Below are 1,182 nucleotides of genomic sequence, written 5' to 3'. Positions count from 1 at the left end.
TACTCGCTGGCGGCCAAACAGGCCTTCGACACGCTGGCCGGCTTTGAATACAACGCCGGCTGCTGGACCTTCCGCATGGTGGGCCAGCGCTTCGTCACCGATATCGACCAGTTCAAGACTTCGGTCATGTTCCAGCTGGAGCTGAAAGACATGTCGAGTCTGGGGACGCTGGACAACACCTTGCGCCTGGCCATTCCGGGCTACAGCAAAATCAACGAATAACGAATGATGCCCATGATAAAAAAAACACTCCTTGCCGGCCTGATTGCCGGCCTGTTTTCCCTGCAGGCACCGGCCGCCATTGTCACCCTCGACCGCATCGTCGCCGTGGTCAATAAGGATGCCATCACCCAGTCCGAACTGAACACGCGCCTGGCACAGGTTGAAGCCAACCTCAAGCGCCAGAACGTGCCCTTGCCGGCGACTGCCGTGCTGCAACGCCAGGTACTGGACCAGATCGAACGCGAAAAGCTGCAGCTGCAATATGCGGCCAATAACGGCATCAAGGTCAGCGAGAGCGAGCTGGACGACACCCTGACGCGTCTGGCACGGCAAAACAATACCGATGTAGCCGGCCTCAAGGCGCGGCTGGCGAAAGAAGGTACAAACTACAACGCATTTCGCGACAACCTGCGCCGCGAAGTCCTGCTGGAACGGCTGAAGGAACGCGTCGCGTCCTCCATGGCCACCGTGTCCGATCAGGAAGTCGCGCAGGTGATGAATAGCGCACAGCATGCGCAAAAAAGCGAATACCAATTGGCCAACCTATTGGTGAGCGTGCCCGAGCGCGCCGACAATAAAACCGCCGAAGCCGCCGCACAAAAAGCGGCGCGCGCACTGGCCGACATCCGGTCCGGCAAGCCGTTTGCCCAGGTGGCCGCCAGCTATTCGGACGCCAAAAATGCCCTGGAAGGTGGCGCCATCGGCTGGCGCAGCAGCTCGTCACTGCCGCCCGATCTGGTGGCCTTGCTCGACGCCCTGAGCAAGGGTGGTCACACCGAGGTGATACGCACACCGTCCGGCTTCTATATTTTCCAGCTGCAGGACAAGCGCGACCGCTCGGCACCGATGATGGTCGAGCAATACCATGCCCGCCACATTCTGATCCGTACCAATGAAGCGGTCTCCGAAGCCGATGCCCGTACCCGTATCCAGCAGGTACGCGACCGTCTGCAACAGGGT

The 1,182-nt window shown here is 60.2% G+C and carries 2 protein-coding genes; both read left to right on the top strand.

All coding sequences use genetic code 11. The features are described 5' to 3' along the window. A partial coding sequence (locus ACRC1E_RS02000; protein ID WP_438513433.1) for a hypothetical protein occupies window positions 1-222 on the top strand: 222 nt, incomplete at its 5' end. Between the two features lie 12 nt (window positions 223-234). Next, window positions 235-1,182: peptidylprolyl isomerase (locus tag ACRC1E_RS01995; RefSeq protein WP_438513432.1), on the top strand; the 948-nt coding region annotated here is incomplete at its 3' end.

The sequence above is a fragment of the Craterilacuibacter sp. genome, from assembly GCF_051659485.1.
Taxonomy (GTDB): domain Bacteria; phylum Pseudomonadota; class Gammaproteobacteria; order Burkholderiales; family Chromobacteriaceae; genus Craterilacuibacter.
Note: the sequence above shows the minus strand (reverse complement) of the source record. Positions and strands in the feature narration are given on the sequence as shown.